Origin of the sequence: Streptomyces lothianensis, assembly GCF_047779955.1 — a bacterium.
In the GTDB taxonomy this organism is placed as follows: domain Bacteria; phylum Actinomycetota; class Actinomycetes; order Streptomycetales; family Streptomycetaceae; genus Streptomyces.
Genome location: NZ_JBLMKT010000021.1, coordinates 104,246 through 119,138, shown reverse-complemented (window position 1 = coordinate 119,138; position 14,893 = coordinate 104,246). Strand labels below are relative to the sequence as shown.

Annotated in this window: 15 protein-coding genes; 3 read left to right on the top strand and 12 right to left on the bottom strand. The window is 72.9% G+C overall.

The annotated features are described in order from the left end of the window. Positions 1-318 precede the first annotated feature (318 nt). A complete protein-coding gene (locus ACLF6P_RS05170) occupies positions 319-480 on the top strand; it encodes a hypothetical protein (protein WP_415948412.1) in 162 nt (53 codons plus the stop codon). A gap of 31 nt (positions 481-511) precedes the next feature. Here the strand turns inward: ACLF6P_RS05170 and ACLF6P_RS05165 are convergent, their stop codons facing one another. The 11 genes from ACLF6P_RS05165 to ACLF6P_RS05115 form a co-directional block, all read right to left on the bottom strand. Next, positions 512-1,291: an SURF1 family protein gene (locus ACLF6P_RS05165; protein ID WP_415948411.1), complete on the bottom strand. Its 780-nt coding sequence runs from the start codon at positions 1,289-1,291 to the stop codon at positions 512-514. A 58-nt stretch (positions 1,292-1,349) separates the two neighbouring features. Further along, on the bottom strand, positions 1,350-1,976 hold the full coding sequence (locus tag ACLF6P_RS05160) for a DM13 domain-containing protein (protein WP_415948410.1): 627 nt from the start codon (positions 1,974-1,976) through the stop codon (positions 1,350-1,352). 172 nt (positions 1,977-2,148) lie between these two features. Next, positions 2,149-2,973 (bottom strand): ABC transporter permease, encoded by an 825-nt coding sequence (locus tag ACLF6P_RS05155; RefSeq protein WP_415948409.1) that lies wholly within the window; start codon positions 2,971-2,973, stop codon positions 2,149-2,151. Continuing rightward, positions 2,970-4,025 carry an ATP-binding cassette domain-containing protein gene (locus ACLF6P_RS05150; protein ID WP_415948408.1) on the bottom strand — a complete coding sequence of 352 codons (1,056 nt, stop codon included), beginning with the start codon at positions 4,023-4,025 and terminating at the stop codon, positions 2,970-2,972. The genes ACLF6P_RS05155 and ACLF6P_RS05150 overlap by 4 nt, the downstream gene beginning before the upstream one ends. Before the next feature lie 92 nt (positions 4,026-4,117). Further along, a complete protein-coding gene (locus ACLF6P_RS05145) occupies positions 4,118-4,960 on the bottom strand; it encodes a DUF4097 family beta strand repeat-containing protein (protein ID WP_415948406.1) in 843 nt (280 codons plus the stop codon). Between the two features lie 153 nt (positions 4,961-5,113). Beyond that, the gene (locus ACLF6P_RS05140) at positions 5,114-5,686 is read right to left on the bottom strand and encodes a toxin-antitoxin system HicB family antitoxin (protein WP_415948404.1); all 573 of its coding nucleotides are present in this window, start codon (positions 5,684-5,686) and stop codon (positions 5,114-5,116) included. A 400-nt stretch (positions 5,687-6,086) separates the two neighbouring features. Continuing rightward, a complete protein-coding gene (locus tag ACLF6P_RS05135) occupies positions 6,087-6,620 on the bottom strand; it encodes a hypothetical protein (RefSeq protein ID WP_415948403.1) in 534 nt (177 codons plus the stop codon). 176 nt (positions 6,621-6,796) lie between these two features. Continuing rightward, positions 6,797-8,050 (bottom strand): MDR family MFS transporter, encoded by a 1,254-nt coding sequence (locus tag ACLF6P_RS05130; RefSeq protein WP_415948401.1) that lies wholly within the window; start codon positions 8,048-8,050, stop codon positions 6,797-6,799. Next, complete coding sequence (locus ACLF6P_RS05125) at positions 8,047-9,192, bottom strand: PLP-dependent cysteine synthase family protein (RefSeq protein ID WP_415948399.1); 1,146 nt, start codon at positions 9,190-9,192, stop codon at positions 8,047-8,049. Before ACLF6P_RS05125 ends, ACLF6P_RS05130 begins: the two co-directional genes overlap by 4 nt. 201 nt (positions 9,193-9,393) lie before the next feature. After that, positions 9,394-9,942, bottom strand: coding sequence for a hypothetical protein (locus ACLF6P_RS05120; RefSeq protein ID WP_415948397.1), 549 nt, complete (start codon positions 9,940-9,942; stop codon positions 9,394-9,396). Between the two features lie 86 nt (positions 9,943-10,028). Continuing rightward, on the bottom strand, positions 10,029-10,961 hold the full coding sequence (locus tag ACLF6P_RS05115; protein WP_415948396.1) for a LysR family transcriptional regulator: 933 nt from the start codon (positions 10,959-10,961) through the stop codon (positions 10,029-10,031). Between the two features lie 80 nt (positions 10,962-11,041). Between ACLF6P_RS05115 and ACLF6P_RS05110 the strand changes: the two genes are divergently transcribed. Further along, positions 11,042-12,082, top strand: coding sequence for a zinc-binding dehydrogenase (locus ACLF6P_RS05110; protein ID WP_415948394.1), 1,041 nt, complete (start codon positions 11,042-11,044; stop codon positions 12,080-12,082). A gap of 23 nt (positions 12,083-12,105) precedes the next feature. Here ACLF6P_RS05110 and ACLF6P_RS05105 read toward each other — a convergent pair whose 3' ends face one another. Next, complete coding sequence (locus ACLF6P_RS05105; RefSeq protein WP_415948393.1) at positions 12,106-14,109, bottom strand: protein kinase domain-containing protein; 2,004 nt, start codon at positions 14,107-14,109, stop codon at positions 12,106-12,108. A 149-nt stretch (positions 14,110-14,258) separates the two neighbouring features. Between ACLF6P_RS05105 and ACLF6P_RS05100 the strand changes: the two genes are divergently transcribed. After that, positions 14,259-14,699 (top strand): VOC family protein, encoded by a 441-nt coding sequence (locus tag ACLF6P_RS05100; RefSeq protein ID WP_415948391.1) that lies wholly within the window; start codon positions 14,259-14,261, stop codon positions 14,697-14,699. The last annotated feature ends 194 nt before the right edge of the window (positions 14,700-14,893 follow it).

Sequence of the window (14,893 nt, the reverse complement as noted above, 5' to 3'; positions counted from 1 at the left end):
TTCGGGGTTCCGGGGCGGGCTCGCTTCAGCCTTCCGGCTCGTTCGGGGTTCCGGGGCGGGCTCGCTTCAGCCTTCCGGCTCGTTCGGGGTTCCGGGACTGGCTCGGTCCAGCCTTCCAGCCCGTCCGGCGATTGAGGACGAGCGCGTTCAGCGCGATTGGGGGCAAGGGGCGAAGCCCCAAAGAGGGGGGCCAGGGGGCGAAGCCCCCGGGGTGGCCCGCCCCCGTCCCCGGGGGCGGGCCACAACACGCCCAGGTGGCCGAAGGGGACCATCCGGAGGAAAGTGGTGCACGTACGCCTCGTAAGGAGGAAGTGGACCATGGCCAAGCACGCCCACGACCATCCCAAGGACCCCCAGCACTCCAAGCTCTCCTCCGCCCAGGCCCGCGCCAAGGGCACGAAGCCCGAGGTGCAGTCCATCAGCGCGAAGACGAGGGGGATGCAGCAGAGGGTCCAGGCCCGCCGTCAGGGCAACCGCTGAGCACCGCTGCGAGTGGGGTCCGAACGCAGGCTCACACCCCGGCGGGAGCGTCGGGGCTCCCTGCCGGGGACAGGCCGAGCTGCGCGTCCCGCGCGAACTCCTGCTCACGGCGGAACAGCCGGAACCACATGAACAGCACGAAGCCCGCGAAGATGAACCACTCGCCGGTGTAGCCGAGGTTCTGGAAGGCCTTGAGGTCGAGGCCGGTACCCTGCGCGGCCTTCGGCGGCACCAGCTGCAGCCCGTCCGCCGGCCGGTCGGCAGTGATCCACGCGTCGTAGACGTCGTACGGGACGAGGTTCACCAGCGAGGCCGCGCTGATGATGCCCAGCTCGCCCTCGGCGAGGCGCCCGTGCGGGCTCACCCCGCCGCTGCCGGCGCTCTCGGAGGCCTGGAGTGAACCGGTCAGGGTCGTCTCCCCGGCCGGGGCGGCGGGCTCCCCTGCGTCGGCCGGTACCCAGCCGCGCACCACCGGGATGGCCTTGCCGTCCTCGGTCCGCAGCAGGGCGAGCACGTACGAGCCGCGCCGTCCGTCGAGCTCACGGTCGGGGACGGTGAACTGGTCGGCCCACGTGCCCGTCACCGTGGCCCGCTTGCCGGAGGTCTCCTTGGTGACCGGGAGCAGTTCGGTCAGCGGGGCGGCCTTGCCCTTGCCCACCTGCTCGCTCTGCTGCTCCGCGGCGCGGTGCCCCTCGACGCGGTCCTCGAAGCGGCCGAGCTGCCATGACCCCATGAAGATGCAGAAGGGGATGGCCAGGGCCATGAAGAGGTTGATGCCCCACCAGCGGGGCGTCAGCAGGAAGCGGTACACCCCACCACGGTACGGCCCCGGCTCCGCGGGGCCCGTCCCGGGGCCTGCCGGACACCCCCTACGCCGCCCGCAGCTCCGCCGCCCCGAACGACACGTCGAACCGGTCGCACCAGATCGACACGCTGCCGAAGTCGTCGAGGTTCACCTCGGCCGGGAGCGTGTAGTTCTGGTCGCCCTTGTTGCCCTTGAGCTTGCCCAGGCTGACGTACTTGCCGTCGTCGAAGACATGCCAGCCGGCCTTGCCCTCCTTGACGGGCGCGTCGGTGAGCCAGACCTTCAGGTCGGGACCGTTGCTGGTGTCCAGGTCGGTCAGGCGAAGGACCCGGGAGCCGTCGGCCAGCTCGAGCACCTGCACCGTGCCGCTCGTCGCATGCTCGTGGCTGATGAACGAGCCCTGGACGAGCGTCTTCGGCCCGGCATCGGCGGCGGGAGTCTCCGCGGCGGACGCCTCCGGATCCGCCGAGCCGCCCGACCCGGGCTCCTCGGCCCCGGCGCCGTCCGCGGAGTCACCGCTGCCGCCGGGCCGCTGCGAAGCCGTCACCTCCGGCAGCGCCTCCCGCACGGTCTCGTCCTGCCACAGCTTCCACGGCTGGAACCAGTAGAGGCCGAACCCGAGCAGCACCGCCCCGGCCACCGCCGCGCTCACCAGGTACCGCGGCCTGAGCAGCTTGCGTATACGAGACATGGGAACCTCCAGAACCCCCTCACCACCGCGCCGGGCGATGGCACCGCCGATGCGGCCGGACCGGCCGCTCACCGTATTGAACGGCTTGAGCGGCCGGTCCGGTCGCGCGGGAGCCCTGACGTAAGACTTCCGTTACCGGATCCGTCACCGGATCCGTCGTCGATCCGCGAGCTCACCGCTTGACGGTCCGGTTGTACGCCCGCAGCGCCCACCAGTACCCGAAGACCGCGAGCCCGCCGCACCACAGGAGCGCGATCCAGCCGTTGTCGCCGATGCCGCCGCCCATGAGCAGACCGCGCACGGTCTCGTTGATCGGTGTGAACGGCTGGTACTCGGCGAACCAGCTCAGCCCGGCCGGCATCGAGTCCGGGTCCACGATGGCGCTGCCCATGAGCGGCAGCAGCGTCAGCGGCAGCGGCCCGTTGGAGGCGGACTCGACGGTCTTGGCGTTCATGCCCATCCCGGCGCACAGCCAGCTCAGCCCCAGCGCCAGGAAGACCAGCAGCCCGGCGGCGGCGATCCACTCGACGAACGAGGCGGTCGGACGGAAGCCGATCGCGAGCGAGACACCGGTGATCAGGGCGAGCACGCCCGTGACCTGGATGGTGCTGCCGAGCACATGCCCGCTGAGCATCGAGCCGCGGGAGATCGACATGGTGCGGAAGCGGTTGATGATGCCTTCCGTCTTGTCGGTGCAGACGGACACGGCGGTGGCCACCGCCCCCGAGGTCGCGGTCATCACGATGATGCCGGGCACCAGGTAGTTGATGTAGTCGCCGCGGTCGGTGCCCGGGCCGAGCGTGCCGGTGCCGATCGCGCCGCCGAAGACGTACACGAAGAGCAGCAGGAACAGCAGCGGCATGACGAGGATCGAGACCGTCATCGCCGGGTAGCGCCGCATGTGCTTGAGGTTGCGCCGCAGCATGGTCAGCGAGTCCCGCGGCGCGGTGGAGCGGCCGGGCGCCGCCTGGACGGGGGTGAGGCTCGCGGTGCTCATCGTGCCGACTCCTTCGACTGCGCCTGCGAAGGCGACTGTGACTGTGACTGTGCCTGTGCCTGCGATGTTGACTTCGACTGGTGGGGGAGCGGGGACCCGCTGGTCGCCTCCTCCTTGGGACGGCCCGTCAGGGTCAGGAACACATCGTCCAGGTCGGGTGTGTGCACGGTGAGTTCCTCGGCGTGCACCTGGGCGCCGTCGAGTACGTCGAGGACGGCGCGCAGGTCGGCGGTCGAGCCGTCGCTGGGGATCTGCAGCGTGAGCGACTCCTCGTCCGCGTGCGCGACCCCGAAGAGCCCGTTGACCGCGGCGAGCTGCTCGGGATCCGTGAACCGCAGCCGCACATGCCCGCCGGGGATGCGTCGCTTGAGTTCCTCGGCGGTGCCCTCGGCGATCAGCCGGCCGTGGTCGAGGAGCGCGATCCGGTCGGCGAGCTGGTCGGCCTCCTCCAGGTACTGCGTGGTGAGGAAGATCGTGGTGCCCTGGCGCACGAGATCGCGGATCATCTCCCACATGATGCGCCGGCTGCGCGGGTCGAGCCCGGTGGTCGGCTCGTCGAGGAAGATGATGCCGGGCGCGCTGACCAGGGTCATCGCGAGATCCAGCTTGCGGCGCATGCCGCCGGAGAAGGTGGCGGCGGTCCGGTCCGCGGCCTCGGTGAGGTCGAAGCGCTCGAGGAGTTCGGCGGCGCGCCGTTTGCCCTGTGCCTTCGGGAGGTGGCCCAGGTCGGCCATCAGGAGCAGGTTCTCGCGCGCGGTGAGCAGGTTGTCGACGGCCGCGAACTGGCCGGTGACGCCGATCGACTTCCGTACGCGCTCGGCCTGCGCGGCCATGTCGTATCCGGCGATCCGTGCCTCGCCGGAGTCGGCCTCGACGAGGGTGGAGAGGATCTCGACGGTGGTGGTCTTGCCGGCGCCGTTGGGGCCGAGCAGGGCGAAGACGCTGCCCTCCGGGATCGTGAGATCGATCCCGTCGAGGACGACCTTCTCGCCGTAGGACTTGCGCAGCCCGCGGGCCGTGATGGCCGGGGGTGCGGTGGTGGCCGGGTTCATGGCGGTTTGTCTCCTTCTTGAGGGCATGACGGGGTAGGGGTGGGGCGCGGGGTGGGGGCGCCCCCCGGGTCAGAGGCGGGGGGCCTGCGGGCTCAGGCGCGGTGGACGATGATGTCGCCCGCGCTGGTGCGGCCGCGGACCTCGACGGTCTCCTTGGTCGCGTCGGGTCCGGCGCTCGCGCCGAGTTCGTTGCGTACGGAGCCGGCCTTGGTCGAGACGTCCAGCCAGGCGGCCGTCCCTTCGGCGATCCCGATCTCCAGCTGGCCGACGCTGGTCTCGAAGCGGACGCTGCCGCGTTCGACCCGTCCGATACGGATGCCGCCGCTCGCGGAGGTCGCGGTGACGTCGGAGTGCGCCGTGTCCACGGAGATCCGGCCGTTGGCGGACTTGACCTGCAGACGGCCGTTGATCTCGCCGACGGCGGTGTCGCCGTTGCTGTTCTTCACGGTCGTCGGCCCGTCGACCTCGCCGAGGTCGATACGGCCCGTGCCGGAGGTGAAGTGGTGCTCGGTGCCGCGTGCGCGGTCCACCCGGATGTCGCCGAAGCCGGTCTTGAGGGCGGCGGCGCCGGTCTCGTCGAGCTGGATCGTGCCCATGCTCGTCTTGACCGTGACATCGCCGAGGCGGCCCTGGCCGTCGATGTGGATCATCGGGGCGTTGCTGTTCAGGGCCGAGCCGCTGGGCAGTTCGACGGCCACGTCGATACCGCCCGACTTGTTGAACACGGACCGCGATTTCGGCGCCTTCACGAGGAGACGGCCGCCGGAGAGGGTGACCTGGGTGTTCTTCGCGGTGCGGACATCGCGCTCGCTGCCGTCGTTGGTCGGCGTCACCTCGACGGTGGTGTCACTGCGCTCGCTCGCGACAACCCGCAGGTTGATCATGTCGCCTTCGAGGGTGAGGGAGATGGGGGTGGGGGTTTCGTAGGTGGTCATGGCGAGTGCCGTCCTTTGTGGGTCGTGTGGATCGGGTGGGTGGTGTGGGCGGTGTGGGCGGTGTGGGTCTGCGGGTGCAGAGGCTTGTGGGGTGCTGCTGACGTGCCTTGGGGCTGTGGGCTGTGGTCTGGGGCTGGGGGCGGGCGCCGGTGGTCAGGCGGTGGTCCAGCCTTTGAAGTCGCGGGGTGGCGGCGCGGTCCCCGACGCGGTCAGCGCAGCAGCGACGGACCGCCCGAGCCACGCGTTGAGCGAGAGCCCCTCGCGGGCGGCGGCGGCCTCGGCCTGCGTCTTGAGGTGGGCGGGGAGACGGAGGTTGATCCGGGCGGTGGGGGTGTCGGCGCCTGTGCCGGTGTCCGCGTCCGTGCCGGTGTCCGCGCCGGTGGCGTACGTGTCCGGGGTGGTGGCCCCGGGACCGGCGGGTGAGGTGACCGGCGCGGTGCGCCGTTCCGTGCGCGGCTGGTGCGGCTGGTGCGGTTCGTACCGCTCGGGTGTGGTGACGACGAACTCCGGGTCGGTGCCCCGCAGCCGTACGCCCACCGAGCCGGGGGCGAGCTCGCGGGTGACCTCGGCCATGGCGTCCGACAGGGCGCTCAGCAGCGCGAGCCGGGCGGCCGACTCGAGCGGCCAGGTGAGCCGCTCGGCCAGGCCGCGCGCCTCGGGCCCGGCGACCTCCGCTGCGGTGGCGAGCTCCTGGCGGAGGGTGTCCACGTACGGGGTGAGGTTCATGACGCCAATATGGCGCCACGAATGGCGCCATGTCAAGCGCCATTGGCACCCAATGGCGCCAGCTGGGTGTCAGGTCCCCCGGCTGCGCACCTTTCACCGCAGGTCGGCGGCGTGATGCCGCGCTGCCCGCTCGCCCCGGAAAACGCGAAACCCCCGGCCGATCGTGCGCGTGGCACGACCTGCCGGGGGTCTTCGGCGGTACGGGAGCGGCGGGGTGGTTCGGCCCTAGGCCCTGTCTTCAAACCCCCCTCGTCGCCCGAAGGGCGGCCCTGCGGCGTCCGGTGCGTGCTCTCGGTGTGCCGGGTACAGGCCCTCGTACTGGACGTACTCGGGCTTGTGCCCGGTGCAGCGAGAGTGCGTGCCGGGCGTCGCGGGGCAGAGGGGGGTTTGAAGACAGGGCCTAGCTCACCCAGCCGGTGAATCCCTGCCCTGCTCCGCGTGAGCGGGGCTGGGACGTGGGGTGCTCCTGGCGCGACGCCGGGGTGATCGCCGCGGACGCGGCGCGTACCAGCCAGGCGTTCACCGAGAGGCCGTCCCGCGCCGCGGCCTCCTCCACCCGGGCCTTGAGGTGCGCGGGCAGCCGGAAGTTGATCCGCGCCATCGAGCCGTCATCCGCCTCGGGCGCGGCGACCGGCGTGGGGGGCGGGGGCGCCAGCGGCGGCTCCGGGAGCTGGACGGCGGGTTCGGCGGCGGGCGGGCTCGCCACCACGAACTCGGGGTCGAGCCCGCGCAGCCGTACGTCCACGGAGCCGGGTGCGAGCTCACGGGTGACCTCGTCCATCGCCGCCGACAGCGCGTGCAGCAGGGTCAGCCGGGTCGCCGATTCCAGCGGCGCGGACAGCCGCTCGGCCAGATCACGCGCCTCCGGCCCCGCGGCCTCGGCCGCGACGGCGAGCTCCTGGCGGAGGGTGTCCACGTACGGGGTGAGGTCCATGACGCCAATTATGGCGCCATGGACCCGAGGCCCGGCACGGAGCTCCGCCGCTCCCCGGCGGGGGTGTGATGGTGGGGCCGCGCCCCGCCATCCCGTTGCGCGGGGCTCCGCCCCCTGCACCCCGGCTGACCGGCGGACCGCAGACCCCTCTGTACCTGCCCTTCCGCCGCCGCCCCCTACCGGGTCAACGCCAACCCCCGCGCCCCCGCCCCCAAGTACCCACCCCGCTCAAGCCCCACCACAGCCCCCGCGCAGACCACCCCGGTCGCTGCGAGCGTCGTCCATGGCAGCCAGGGGGTGCCTGTGTCGACGAGGGCGCCGACGGCCAGGTTGCCGAGGGCGATGGCGAGGCCCGATGCGGTGTTGTAGGCGCCGTAGTACGTGGCGAGCAGGCGTTGGCCCGAGAGGCGGACCACCGTGTCCATCTCGAAGGGGTAGAGAAGGGCTCCGCCCCACGCAAGGAGCGCCGCGCACGCGACGAGGCCGATCACCCCGTACACCTGCGAACCCGCGTACTGCCCGGGCAGTACGGGCAGGAACGCCGCGCCCATCACCGCGAGCCCGAGCGCGATGGCCCGCGGGCCGGTCAGCCGGCGCTTCGCCCACGCCGTCAGCTTCAGTTGGCCGGAGAGCGCCGCGAGTGCCGAGACCGCGAAGACGGCGCCCGTGACCAGGCCGGTCCGTTCGCCGAACAGGTCCCGTGCCCGCAGCGGCAGGGCGAGGTACACCTGGAAGGCGAGCACGTACGAGCCGGACATGGCGAGGGAGAAGAGCAGGAAGGGGCGGTTCGCGGCGATCGAGCGCCAGTCCCTGAGTACCCCGCGCCAGGCCGGCTCGGCGCCGCGGTCCGCGGGTGCGCGGGCGGGCAGGGCGCGCGCCTGGAGCAGGGCGAGCGCGCCGAAGATGACCGCAGACGCCGCGCACACCGCCCGGAAGTCCCAGGCCAGCAGCGCGAGTCCGGCGAGCGGGCCGATGAGGATGCCGGCCTGGTAGAAGACGTTGAACGCGGCGAAGGCCTCCACCCGCCGTTCCTCCCCGGCCTCCGCCGCCACATACGCCCGTACCGCCGGGTTGAAAAGCGCCCCCGCGAGCCCCGTCAGCGCGGACGCGGCGATCAGCGCGGGCAGCGACTGGGCGAGGCCGAGCAGAGCGAAGGCGAGTGTGCGCAGCCCGCAGCCGGCCAGGATCATCGGCTTGCAGCCGTACCGGTCGGCGAGCGTACCGCCGACCAGGAACATGCCCTGCTGGGACAGGTTCCGTACGCCGAGGACCAGGCCCACCGCCCAGGCGGCGAGGCCGAGGCCGTGGCCGAGGTGGTCGGCGAGGTAGGGCATGAGCATGTAGAAGCCCAGGTTGATGGCGAACTGGTTCACCATCAGGAGCTGTACGGCCGGAGTGAAGGATGTGACCTGCGCACGCAGTCGCCTCATCGGACCGCACCCGCCTCGGGAGCGGCGGTCGCGGTTGCCGCCCGGCCCCCGCGGCACAGCGGATCGCGGACCCGGCCGCACCGCGTCCAGCCGCTCACCACGCACGCGTCCGGCGCCGCGATCTCATCCGGCTCGGGCGGCGGCACCACGCCCAGAATCCCCTGCTCCGTACACCAGTTGTCGTTGTACACCGTCTCCAGATAGCGGTACGGCCCGTCGGGGAACACCGCCGCGATCCGCGTCCCGGGGGCCGACGTGCGCGCCACCCAGCCCGCGACCAGCGCGACCGCCCCCACGCTCCAGCCGCCCGAGGCGTAGTGCCGCCGCGCCAACTGGCGGCAGGCCCACACCGCTTCGCCGGGCGCCACCCAGTGCACCTCCGCGAACTCCCCGTACGCCACGTTCGCCGGATGGATGCTGGAGCCGAGCCCGCGCATCAGGCGCGGAGCGGCAGGCTGGCCGAAGATCGCGGAGCCGGTCGCGTCCACGCCGATCACCCGGAGGCCGGGGGAGCGGCTCGTGCGCAGGCCCGCGGCGATCCCGGCGGAGTGCCCGCCCGTGCCGACCGCCACGACCAGGGTGTCGATCCGGCCGAGCTGCGCGGTGAGTTCGGCGGCGAGCGGGGCGTACGCGGCGACGTTGTCCGGATTGCTGTACTGATCCGGGCAGTACGAGCCGGGGGCGGCCGCGAGGAGTTCGGCGACCCGGGCCCTGCGGGCCTCCTGCCACCCGCCCGTGGGGTGCGGCTGGGGCACCTGGTCCACGTGGGCGCCGAGCGAGGTCAGCAGCCGGACCATCGCCGGCTCCATCCCCGGATCGCTCACGACGGTCACCGGATGCCCGTAGGTGAGCCCGGCCAGCGCGAGCCCGAGCCCGAGCGTGCCGCTGGACGACTCCACGACGGGCGCACCGGGCCTCAGCTCCCCGCGGCGGCGGGCTTCGCGGATCATGTGCAGGCCGGGGCGGTCCTTGATGCCGCCGGGATTGGCGCCCTCCAGTTTGGCGAAGAAGCCCCGTCCGGGCGGGGCGAAGGGCCGGTCGATCCAGAGGACCGGGGTGTTGCCGACCAGGTGGGCGGGGTGGCGGGCGACGGTGGGAGGCGGGGCGACGGTGGCGATCGGGGCGAGGGGTCGGTGCGTCATGGCGTACGGCTCCTGTGTACTGCTGCCATGGCGGAGAGCCGGACCGGACCGGACCGGAACGCGGGCCGGGGCGTCGGCACTTCGACGCGTCGGAGGTCTCGCGGGGAGGCAGCGGGGGAGAGTGGGGGCGCGCGGGCGCGCAGCCCCGCATGTCCCGCCGGGATACGGCGGCGGGCATACGGGGATGCGGGTGGGCGCGGCCTACAGCCGCCAGACGCCGAACAGCGACCGGCCGTCGGCCGGAACCGGGGGACCGTCACGCTCCTGGGCTGCAGCGGCCTCGCACCCACCCGCCGCCGAGGCCTCCGCGGGCGTCACCGCGCCGGGCAGTCCGGGCAGTCCGGGTGGTACGAGGGGGTGCTCGCCCGGATCGCGTGGCCGGTCGACCGAGTGGTCGAGATGCGCGCCGCAGTCGTGCCCGTGCAAGGGATGTACCGCCTGCCCGGCCCGCGCTGCCCGCACTGCCTGCGCCGTCTGCGCGGCCTTCACGTCCCGCGTGCCCTGTGCGCCCTGCGCTGCCTTCGCGTCCCGGGCTGCCTGCGCGGCCGGCTGCGAGCCGTCCGCCGCATGATGCTGCGGCGGGCAGAGGGCGACGATGCCGGCGCCGGGCCCGCCGAAGGAGGTGGCGGCGAACGGGGCACTGTGCGCGGCGCTCGCGAGATGCGCGGTGATCAGCACGGCGAGCAGCGGTACGAGGACCAGCCGCCCCCGCCGCACCGCCCGCACGAGGGCCCGCCGCAACGCGATCATGCACTGAAAGTAGCGGAATGCGCACGCAGGGTCGCGTCAGACCCGCCTCGCGCCGTCCCCGAACACCAGCCCGGCTTACCGCCGGTTCAGGCGCCCCAGTTGCCCAGGGCGCCCCGTACCCCTCGCAGCGCCCGGATCAGCTCCCGCACCCCGGCGGTCCGCGCCAGTTCCGGTGTCGTCGCGTAACCGATCGTGCGGACCGGGCGGTCCGGGCCGAGGTCGGTGACGGTCACGCTCGCGGGGGCGTCGCGCAGCGACAGCTCCGGCATGACGGCCATACCGCGGCCCTGCGCGACCAGCGCGAGCACCGTGCCGTCGTCCTCCGCGGTGATCGTGGCGCGCGGCAGCCACTCCTGCGCGGACCACCAGCCGGCCGTGTACGCGGAGCAGTTCTCCTGCCAGTCCACGAACGGCAGGCTGCGCGGGGCGCGGTGCCCGGCGGGGTGGACGAACGCGTAAGTCTCCTGGGCCAGCTCACCGGTGAGCAGGCCCTCCGGCAGCGGCGTCGTGCCGCCGAGCGTCGCAATGGCCAGGTCGGCGCGTCCGTCGGCGACCTCGCCCGCGGTGCCGCGCCCGACATCCCGTACGACCCGGACCTCGGGCCGCAGCCCGGGATGCCGCCGTGTCAGCCGTTCCAGCGCGGCGGGCAGCAGATGCAGGGCCGCGCTGCGGAACGCGGCGATCCGCAGGACGCCCGTGAGGGCGCGGTCCGCGCCGCCGACCTCGGCCGCCATCGTCTCGTACAGGCGCAGGATGCGGCGGGCGTGGGCGGCGGCCCGTTCGCCCGCCGGGGTGGGGGTGGCTCCCCTGCGGCCCCGGTCGAAGAGGACCGCGCCGAGCTTGCGTTCGATGCCGCGTACGGCGTGCGAGACGGCGGACTGGGTCAGGCCGAGCGTCGCGGCGGCCGCGGTGAACCCGCCCGCGTCGCCGACGGCGAGCAGGATCCGCAGCTCGGACGGCGTGAGCTCCGGGGCGCCCCGGGCCGGGACCTGCTGGGCTGCCGGGGTCTCCTGGACCATGAGCGCCTTTCATGGATCGTGCTGCTGCCATCGACGGACGGGTCTGCCCACGCCGCCGGACCCCTCGTAACTTCGTGGCCATGACGCACACAACTCCCACGACGATCACAGCACAGGCCGTCCACCAGGTGGCACGCCCCTCCGGTTTCCCCTCCGCCACGGACTTCACGTTCGCCGAACACGAGCTCGCCGCACCCGCACCGGGCGAAGCCCTGGTGGAGAACCTGCTGCTCTCCGTCGACCCGTACCACCGCGAACTCATGGACGAGGCGGGTCTGACGAGCGGCGCGGCCGACTGGAGCCTGAACGCCCCTCTCGAGGGACGCGCCGTCGGCCGCGTCCTGACCTCCGCCGACCCGGGCCTCGCCCCCGGCGACCTCGTCCAGCACCGCCAGGGCTGGCGGACGCACGCGCTCGTGCGGGCCGACGAGGTGCGGCTGGTTCCGCGGTACGAGGGTGTGCCGCTCACCGCGTTCCTGTCGACGCTCGGCGGCACCGGCCTGACCGCGTGGGTGGCGCTGACCCGTACGCTGCGGCTGCAGCCGGGCGATGACCTGTTCGTCTCGGCCGCGGCGGGCGGTGTCGGCACGGCGGCGGGCCAGTTCGCGCGGCTGCTCGGGGCGCGCCGCATCGTGGGCAGCGCGGGCTCGGCGGCGAAGGTGGAGCGGCTGGTCTCGGAACTCGGTTTCGACGCGGCCTTCGACTACCACGACGGACCGGTGCCATCCCTCCTCGCCCAGGCGGCCCCCGACGGGCTCGACGCGGCCGTGGAGAACGTCGGCGGCGAGCACCTGGAGGCGGCGATCGGCTCGCTGCGCGAGTTCGGCCGCATCGCATGGGTGGGCGCGGTCGCCCAGTACCACTCCCTCGCCGCACCTCCGCCCGCGCCGCGCAACCTCTTCGACGTCGTGGGCAAGTCCCTGCGCCTGGAAGGCGTCATGGTCCGCAACCACTACGACGCGGTCCGGGAACTCGAGGACTTCGCGGTCCCGCACATCCGCTCGGGCGCGCTGGTCCCGCAGGAGACCGTGGTGAACGGATTCGAGAACACGGTGGAGGCGTTCCTGGGGATGCTGCGCGGGGAGAACACCGGGAAGATGATCGTGCGCCTGGCGGAGTGAGCGGCCGGGGCGGCGTCTGCCCCTCAGGAGGGCGGCACATCGTCGCAGATCTTCTCCGCCCACGCGGACGGGCCGTACGCGTTCGCGGCCCGCACGGTCACGCAGAACCGGTCGCCCGAGAACGGGCCGTTGATGGTGTAGCTCGTGCCACTGGTCGAGTACGTCGTGTCGACGTTCTTCTCCGTGAAGTTGCTGCCCGTGTTCGTGTAGTGGATGTCGTAGCGTGTCGCCTGCGGGATCGCCGACCAGCTCACCTTGACGGGCATGTCGCAGGCGCCGAAGCAGCCGTGCACGTACTTCGCCTCGTAGCTCTTGAGGTCGGGCGGCGGGGACTTCGTGGCGGAGCCGCCGTCGCCGGAGCCGTTGCTGTCCGAGCCACCGCCGGAGCCGCTGCCCGAACCCGATCCGCCCGATCCACCCGATCCGTCGGACGAACCGCCGCCGCTCGCCGCGCCGCCGTCCGTACTGCCAGGTCCACCCGAACCGCCCGAGGCCTGCGAACCGTCCCCGTCCCCGTCGCCGCCGGTACCGCCGCCGCCCTTGCCGTCCTCGTCCTCGCCCTTGTCCTTCTCCCCGCCCCCGTCCTTCTCCTTGTCCTCGGACCCGTCCTTGCCTTCGTCGGAGGGCGAACTGCTGGGCGTACGAGGGGATTCGCTGTCGCCGGGTGTCGCACTGGCGCTGTTGCCGGGCCGCTCGGCCCGGTCACCGTCCTTGTCGCTGCCGAAGGGCTGCAGGATCGCGACCGTGCCGCCGCCCAGGGCGAGGACGGCGACGATGGGGAGTGCGATCAGGGTGCGCCTGCGCCGCGGCGACTCCTGGCGGGGCTTGGCGCCGGAGGTGGCGCCAAGCCCCGCGCCGACCGCCGAGGTGCCGGCACCGGCGGCCACCGGTGCCGCCCCGCGCAGCCCGACGGTCGCGCGGTCGACGGGCTCGTCACCCGCGCCGCTCGCAGCGCCCGTGGTGTCCGAGCCGTGCGAGGCCTCTTCGCCGTGCGAGGCCTCCGCGCCGTCCGCGGCCCCTGCCGCCCCCGCCTCCCGCAGCGGAGCCGCCTCGGCATCCAGCAGCTTCGCCGACTGCTGTGCCAGGCGAGCCACCACGGCCGCCGGCAGCCAGGCCCCACGTGCCACCGCGGGCCGTACCCGCTCCGGATCGGCGAGCAGCTCCGCGACACCGGGACGTCCGGCCACGTCCTTCGTCAGACAGCGCTCGATCAGGGCCCGCAGCGCCGTGTCCTCGACGCGCGTCAGATCGGGTTCGCCCTCCACGATCTGGTACATGACGGCGTGCTGGTTGCTCGCACCGTGCCCGAACGGCAGCTGCCCGGTCGCCGCGTACGTCAGGACGCAGCCGAGCGTGAAGACGTCGCTGCCTACGCCCGCCCGCTGCCCCTGCACCTGCTCCGGCGACATGAAACCGGGCGATCCGATGGCCATCCCGGTGCTGGTCAGGAGGGATTCCACGGAGGCGTCGAGGGCGCGGGCGATCCCGAAGTCGATCACCTTGGTGCCGTCCACGGTCAGCATCACGTTGGACGGCTTGAGGTCGCGGTGCACGATGCCGGCGCCGTGGATGTCCTCAAGCGCCTTCAACAGACCCTCGGCGAGGGCGTGCACGGACTCGTACGGCAGCGGTCCGTGCCGCCGTACGACCTGTTCCAGGGAGAGCCCGGGGACGTACCCGGTGGCGACCCACGGCGGTTCGTCCTCGGGGCCGGCGTCGAGCACGGGGGCGGTGTGCCGGGCGCCGACCCGCCGCGCCGCCTCGATCTCCTTGCGGAAGCGGGCCCGGAACTGCGCGTCGGAGACATGCTCCTCGTGCACGACCTTCACGGCGACGGTCCGCCCGCGCTCGTTCCGCGCGAGGAACACCCGTCCCATGCCGCCCGCGCCCAGCCGCCCGAGCAGCAGATACGGCCCGATCCGCGCCGGATCGCTCACGGCAAGCGGCTTGATGCCCCCGTCGGCGAAATCCTCCGCCGCGCCGTCGGCGGACTCGCCGTTCGCCCGCGCCTCATCCGCACCGCTCATGCCAGCCGCTCCCCCGGAACCGAATCGGTGCGCCTGGTCGTCGGCGCAACGCCGTTGAGGATAAACGGATTTGATGAAGGCGGTGAAGGCGAGTCCGGTGCCGGTGAATCCGCTTTCCACCGCCTCCGATACGGAACTATGGTGCAGCGATGACCGAGACCACCGCCCGCAAGTTCCAAGTCACCTTCGACTGCGCCGACCCGGAGCGTGTCGCCCGCTTCTGGTGCGAGGTCCTCGGGTACGTCGTACCCCCGCCGCCGAAGGGCTTTGACAGCTGGGACGCGTTCGACCGTTCACTGCCCGAGGACATGCAGGGCTCGGCCTTCGCCTGCGTGGACCCGCACGGCGAGGGCCCGCGCCTGTTCTTCCAGCGCGTCCCCGAGGGCAAGACGGCGAAGAACCGCGTCCACCTCGACGTGCGCGTGGGCACCGGCCTGGTCGGCGACAAGCGCTTCGCCGCTCTCTCCGCCGAATGCGAACGCCTCAAGGCCCTCGGCGCCACCGTGGTCCTCATCCAACGTGCCGACGCCTACAACGAATCCTGCATCACGATGCAGGACATCGAGGGCAACGAGTTCTGCCTGGACTGACGCCCCACGCCCCACGCCTGACGCCCCACGCCCCACGCCTGACGCCCCACGCCTGACGCCCCATCCCTGACGCGGGCAGGCGCGACGCCCCTTTGCCGGGGACGGTTCCCGAGGAGTCGGAGCCGGGCGGAGGGGCGTTCATTCATGTGGCGTCAACACGCCGTTGGAATAAAGGAGTTGCCGGGCTGGGGGCG